Source organism: Bartonella capreoli, from assembly GCF_902813205.1.
Classification (GTDB): Bacteria; Pseudomonadota; Alphaproteobacteria; order Rhizobiales; family Rhizobiaceae; genus Bartonella; species Bartonella schoenbuchensis.
The window spans coordinates 1-504 of record NZ_CADDZX010000148.1 but is presented as its reverse complement, the minus strand read 5'-3'; the positions used below and the strand labels follow the sequence as shown (position 1 = coordinate 504).

Sequence of the window (504 nt, the reverse complement as noted above, 5' to 3'; positions counted from 1 at the left end):
ATTGTCGAGTTGATTGCATCTTTGGGGCTTTGCGTGGCAAACAACATCAAGCCATTTTGTTTACGAATTGTTTTCAGCCTATCTTGTGCAAAGGCTTTAAAGGAATCATCTTCTAAGGCTTTCCAAAATTCATCAATGACAATGATAATGCGACGCCCATCAATGAGAGAAAGAATTCTATGAAAGAGATACATCATTAAGGGAGGACGAATTTCTTCATTGTCCAAAAAGTCCGTCATATCATAGCCGATAAATTTCGCATCAATGCCTATATCATCATCAGGATTGTCAAAAACCCACCCCAAGGCATTGCCTTTACACCATCTTTCTAAACGACCCGATATCCCCTCCCTATGCGTGGTGTCAAAAAACATTTGTAAGGCAGAGATCGTCCGTTGTTCTTTTGGCAACAAGGCAAGCTGCTCAACAGCCGCCGTGATGTCTTGTCTTTCTGATTCACTGATCTTTTGATCTTCAGACGAAACAAGCTTTATAATCCATTGG

The 504-nt window shown here is 40.9% G+C and carries 1 protein-coding gene; it reads right to left on the bottom strand.

Annotation, left to right across the window (positions count from 1 at the left end; all coding sequences use genetic code 11):
• On the bottom strand, positions 1-504 hold a 504-nt coding region (locus J7R05_RS07790), incomplete at both ends, for a TraG/VirB4 family ATPase (protein ID WP_484479010.1).